Source organism: Moorena bouillonii PNG (assembly GCF_001942495.1).
GTDB classification, from domain to species: domain Bacteria; phylum Cyanobacteriota; class Cyanobacteriia; order Cyanobacteriales; family Coleofasciculaceae; genus Moorena; species Moorena bouillonii.
Genome location: NZ_MKZS01000003.1, coordinates 1 through 5,281, shown reverse-complemented (window position 1 = coordinate 5,281; position 5,281 = coordinate 1). Strand labels below are relative to the sequence as shown.

Sequence of the window (5,281 nt, the reverse complement as noted above, 5' to 3'; positions counted from 1 at the left end):
ATAGATCTTTCCCGACTCACTCTATACAATAAGTCTACACCCGGATTTGATATAAAAGATTGGTTGATTAAGTTTCGGGGGTTATCGAAATCAGAAAGTAAACAGTTGGCACAGCAAATTTATAGAGAAAGCGAAGGAACACCACATACTATTTGTTCAATATTGGAGGATAAATTTAAGTAATGACCGCATCTAAACGATTAACATTTACAGGGAATCTTACTCGCAGACCTAAAAAGACTCATAAAGATTCCCCACAAAAGCCAGAGCCTTATGTGGTGTCTTCAGAATTAAAAAAAGCCGTAAATTTAGCAATTTATCTCAGACGACCGTTACTATTAGAAGGGGATGCGGGGTGTGGTAAAACTCGTTTGGCTTCAGCGGTTGCCTATGAATTAGGACTGCCCCTTTATCGCTGGGATGTGCGTTCAACAACCAAAGCCGAAGATGGACTCTATGAATATGATGCTATTCTCCGATTACATGATGTACACACTCAAAAAGTAGCACCAGAGCCCACCGTTGCTCATGGACAACCGGAGTCAGAAGACTTGGATCACGAATACTTAGACCAGGAAGACTCGGAACCAGTTAATCGCAATCCCGCTAATGCTAAACACTATCGTCAATTTGGTGCCTTAGGGAAAGCCTTTAGGTTGAAGAATTTTCCAGCTGTGGTGTTAATTGATGAGATAGATAAAGCAGATTTAGATTTTCCCAATGACTTACTGACCGTATTAGATGAGCCTTGGGAATTTAAAATAAAAGAAACTGGAGAAACCATTACAGCAACACACAAACCCATTGTGTTCATTACCAGTAATAAAGAAAAAGGTAACCTGCCTGCACCTTTTCTCCGCCGTTGCCTCTATCATTACTTAGACTTTCCTAACGACCCCAAGCAGTTGCAGGAAATTGTTGATAAACACTACCAGGTGTGTGAGGAAGCACCACCCCCTGCAGATTTAGTCAATACTGCGATCGCTCGTTTCCTGGCGGTCTGGAACGAAGGGGGTCTCTTCAAGACACCAGGAACTAGTGAATTTCTCGATTGGCTCAAAGCCCTTCATACCTTTGAGTTAAAGCCTTACAATCCAACAAAATTAAAAAAAGACCAACTGCTCCCCTATCCAGAGTTACTGTTTAAGCTGCAACAAGACTGGAAAAAATATGCTAAAGCCTCATGAACTCCTTTAACCCCCAATATTGGGTAACTCGTGCTTTCATTAGCCTGCGCCAAAACAGATTTCAGCTTGGCGTAGGGGAACTTTTCGCAGCACGGCAAGCGGTGAAAGGGGGATTTGGAGAAGATGAAACGGCACTGGCAGAGACCTTAAAGCTTTTATGGTGTCACTCTCGATCAGAACAAAGTCAATTTGACTCGATCTGGGACTCCATCAGGGAGTCGTTGGGGGTTATTTCTCCCTCCAAACGGACTGAAAATAGTGTTTCAGAAAAACCCAAGTCTAAACCTGATCACGAGCAGCTCAAGGTATCCCAGAAATTATTGCAGTCACCACCCCAGGAGGTTGTTACCGAGAGCAAACCAAAACCGGACTGGTCATCCTTACCGGTGCGGGCACCCTCTACCTTTGTAGAAAACGAAGATATTTCTAGCTTACAGACATACTATCCCATTTCCCGCCGTTCAATGGTCTATAACTGGAGGTATTTGCGCCGACCGATTGCCGATGGATCAATGGATCAACTGGATGAAGCCGCAACCGTTAAGCAAGCAACTCGGCAAGGGTTTTATCTGGCTCCAGTCTACCGCAGACGTGAACAAAACCATGCCCATCTCCTACTAGTCTTGGATCAGAATGGTTCAATGACTCCGTTTCATCGCTTCACCAGTGACTTGGTAGAAACGGCACAGTATGACAGCACTCTGCAACCAGAAAAGGTGAATGTGTTCTATTTCCATAACGTACCTGCTGCCAGTGTCTACAAAGACCTCTACTTGACAGAACCCATCCCCCTGCAAACCCTATTCACAATCTGTGACCAGGAAACCAGCGTATTAATAGTCAGTGATGCTGGAGCAGCAAGGGGCTATCGTAAGTTAGAGAGGATTCGGGCAACTACCAGCTTTCTGTTTAAGCTAAAGCAGCACACCACCCTTTTGGCTTGGTTAAATCCAATGCCAGAAGACCGTTGGCTGGGTAGTTCCGCAGAAATTATTGCTAATTTGGTGCCAATGTATCAGATGGATAATGATGGATTAAGTAATGCCATCGACATTGTACGTGGACAACCCCTACAACACCTCCATTCCCCCTGATCATGACAACTGTGGCTGAGGAAGAACAATGGCACCAACAAGCAGCAAAGCAAGCCGTCGAGAGGTTTGTAAAACGTTTTGATGAGTCCTATCGGGTCTTGGCCTATCATGCGGCTTTGCCTCTGGTGCTAACACCGGAGCTAGTGAACTACTTGCGCAATCAGTTTTTGCGCAATGAAAAGGTTCCGTGGGTGGCGGAGGTTGATTTGTTACTGTCGGATTTGTGTTCTCAGGTAGGCTATGAGCTTTATGCCATGGATACTCATATCCGAGGCTATCTGCTAGAGCAAATGAAACAAGACCCCCGCTTTGGTAAGCCGCGAATGCAGCAAGTGGCCCAGGTTTTAATCAACTATGTCAAGTATCTGAGTCACCTTCATCCCGGTAGAAAGCAAAAGGAATTAGAGGCACAGCGTTGGGCAGCAATGGTGTATTTAGGGGATGAACAGTGCAAACAGGCAGCACGAGAGATTGCCGAGGAGCTCATAGAAACCAGTAGTGGAACCGATTCTGAAAATCTTACTGAATCAGGTATGCGGGCAGAATTAGCACGATTAACACGCATTACCGCAGAGCTATCCCCTCAGTTACAACAGGAACCAACCTTGGTGGAGTACGCAAGACTGATCCAGCGAGTCCTAAGACAGCCAGAGACAGTTACTCCAGCTGAACTTAATCCCTATCAGTTAGATGATTTGGAGTTGAGAGTCCCAGATTGGTTATTACCAGAAACACTGAAAAAAACAGTGTCAGCTTCTGGGCAGACAGTGACTGAGGTTGAAGGTTTACCACCCCTGCAAACCTTTCAATGTAATGTGCTAACCATTGGGCTTAGAACAGGGAAAGAGATATCCTCAGAGATTGACTTAGAACCCTTTGACTTTCAAGTGGCAACGATACAGGTAAAAGATGCCATTCAAACCGCTGAAGAAGCAGTTTTTGGTTCAACAGGACCCTCGTTTACAGACCTACAACGAAGCATCTTGAGAGGAGCATTAGACAATCAGACTTACCAAGAAATCTCCCATTCACTAGGCTACAGCTCAAAATATTTACAATCTCTCGGCTCTAAGTTATGGAAACTGCTGACAGAAGCCCTGGGTCAAAAAGTTACCAAAACTAATCTTAAGTCTGTATTAAATGCCCGATTAACGATCGACCGTCGTGAGCACCAAGCTTATGGTTTTACCCAAGACTTAGGGAATGGAGTTGAGCTAGAGATGGTTGCTATCCCTGAAGGAAGTTTTATCATGGGTTCCCCAGAAACCGAACAGGGGCATAGTGATGATGAAAGTCCCCAGCATCGAGTCACCGTTAAATCCTTTTTGATGGGCAAATACCCAGTTACCCAAGCCCAATGGCAAGCTGTCGCCGCCCTACCCCAAGTCAACAGAGAACTTGAAAGCGATCCATCTTATTTTAAAGGGGAAAACCGACCTGTCGAGCAGGTCTCCTGGTATGATGCGGTAGAGTTTTGTGAGCGGCTGTCTGAGTATACCAAACGCCCTTATCGCTTGCCTAGTGAAGCCCAGTGGGAGTATGCTTGTCGAGCAGGTACAACGACTCCGTTTCATTTTGGCGAGACAATTACAACGGACCTAGCTAACTATGATGGCAACTATACTTATGGCTCTGGTTCCAAAGGCAAATATGTTGAGGAAACCACCCCAGTGGGTCGAGCAGGTACAATGACTCCGTTTCATTTTGTCGGGACCATTACAATTGACCTAGCTAACTATGATGGCAACTATACTTATGGCTCTGGTTCCAAAGGCAAATATACTGGGGAAACAACCCCAGTGGGCAGTTTTCGGGTAGCCAATAACTTTGGACTCTACGATATGCATGGGAATGTGTGGGAGTGGTGTGCAGACCATTGGCATAATAACTATGAAGATGCACCAACAGATGGCAGTGCCTGGGAGGATGATAATGACAATAACAATAATAATGATAATGATAACGAAAACCGGCTGTGGCGGGGTGGTTCCTGGTTCAACGTCCCTGACTACTGCCGTTCTGGGTCTCGCTGCATCTATGTTCCGGCTCTCAGCCACAGCGGCGATGCTGTTGGTTTGCGTGTGGTGTGTGGGTGTGCGTGGACTCTTTAACCCTTTACCCTTTTACCCTTTTGCTCTTTGCCCTGTTTTGCCTTTTCCCTCTTCCCCTTTCCCCGTAGAACTGGCATCTTGGTGTAGAACTGGCATCTTGGTGTAGAACTGGCATCTTGCCAGTAGCTGGGGAATAGTCCCTGTGTAGAACTGGCATCTTGCCAGTGGCCGGGGAATAAGCCCTGTGTAGAACTGGCATCTTGCCAGTGGCCGGAATCAGCCCCGCGTAGAACTGGCATGTTGCCAGTGGCCGGAATCAGCCCCGCGTAGAACTGGCATCTTGCCAGTGGCTCCAGAATAGCCTTTATGAATGTGTCAATATCAATCAAATTAAATATTGGTCACTGGTAATATGCCATCATATTGGTCACTGGCAAGATGTAATAATCCTGGTCACTGGCAAGATGCCAGTTCTACTCTTATCACCACTGGCAAGATGCCAGTTCTACTTTGATCACCACTGGCAAGATGCCAGTTCTACTTTGATCACCACTGGCAAGATGCCAGTTCTACTTTGATCACCACTGGCAAGATGCCAGTTCTACTTTGATCACCACTGGCAAGATGCCAGTTCTACTTTGATCACCACTGGCAAGATGCCAGTTCTACTTTTATAACTGTGGAACAGCCTTTCAGCCTGTCTCAACGCACTAAAATAAAAAAATATACCCCATTAATGTCTTTAAAAATGTAACTAATGACTACCCCTAACTCTCCATCCTATGGGGCACAGGCTTCGAGGCGGTCTCAAACCAAGATTAATAATTATGACTGGCAGGATGCCAGTTCTACCAAGATTAATAATTATCACTGGCAGGATGCCAGTTCTACGAATTCTAGCAGGGGGACAAGGGAGTTTGTAACGTAGACATGGCTTGATCCCTAGCTC

Annotated in this window: 6 protein-coding genes; 4 read left to right on the top strand and 2 right to left on the bottom strand. The window is 45.7% G+C overall.

Going from position 1 to position 5,281, the window contains the following annotated elements:
* From BJP37_RS42080 to BJP37_RS43110, 4 genes are all read left to right on the top strand, one after another.
* Positions 1-183 (top strand): hypothetical protein (locus BJP37_RS42080; protein ID WP_438941548.1); only part of this gene is annotated, 183 nt, incomplete at its 5' end.
* Positions 183-1,187: an AAA family ATPase gene (locus BJP37_RS33900; protein WP_075906780.1), complete on the top strand. Its 1,005-nt coding sequence runs from the start codon at positions 183-185 to the stop codon at positions 1,185-1,187. The genes BJP37_RS42080 and BJP37_RS33900, both read left to right, overlap by 1 nt.
* Positions 1,184-2,281: a VWA containing CoxE family protein gene (locus BJP37_RS33895; RefSeq protein ID WP_075906778.1), complete on the top strand. Its 1,098-nt coding sequence runs from the start codon at positions 1,184-1,186 to the stop codon at positions 2,279-2,281. The genes BJP37_RS33900 and BJP37_RS33895 overlap by 4 nt, the downstream gene beginning before the upstream one ends.
* 2 nt (positions 2,282-2,283) lie before the next feature.
* Positions 2,284-4,392: a formylglycine-generating enzyme family protein gene (locus BJP37_RS43110; RefSeq protein WP_081431560.1), complete on the top strand. Its 2,109-nt coding sequence runs from the start codon at positions 2,284-2,286 to the stop codon at positions 4,390-4,392.
* On the opposite strand, the gene BJP37_RS33885 is transcribed toward BJP37_RS43110, so the two are convergent.
* Both BJP37_RS33885 and BJP37_RS42075 read right to left on the bottom strand, forming a co-directional pair.
* Positions 4,389-4,631, bottom strand: coding sequence for a hypothetical protein (locus tag BJP37_RS33885; RefSeq protein WP_143728050.1), 243 nt, complete (start codon positions 4,629-4,631; stop codon positions 4,389-4,391). The genes BJP37_RS43110 and BJP37_RS33885 overlap by 4 nt on opposite strands.
* A gap of 455 nt (positions 4,632-5,086) precedes the next feature.
* On the bottom strand, positions 5,087-5,281 hold a 195-nt coding region (locus BJP37_RS42075), incomplete at its 5' end, for a hypothetical protein (protein ID WP_214607802.1).

Bases quoted from the DNA above. Each gene is read 5' to 3' on its own strand.
- BJP37_RS33900 (WP_075906780.1), top strand. From the start codon at position 183: ATGACCGCATCTAAACGATTAACATTTACAGGGAATCTTACTCGCAGA.
- BJP37_RS33895 (WP_075906778.1), top strand. From the start codon at position 1,184: ATGAACTCCTTTAACCCCCAATATTGGGTAACTCGTGCTTTCATTAGC.
- BJP37_RS43110 (WP_081431560.1), top strand. From the start codon at position 2,284: ATGACAACTGTGGCTGAGGAAGAACAATGGCACCAACAAGCAGCAAAG.
- BJP37_RS33885 (WP_143728050.1), bottom strand. From the start codon at position 4,631: ATGCCAGTTCTACGCGGGGCTGATTCCGGCCACTGGCAAGATGCCAGT.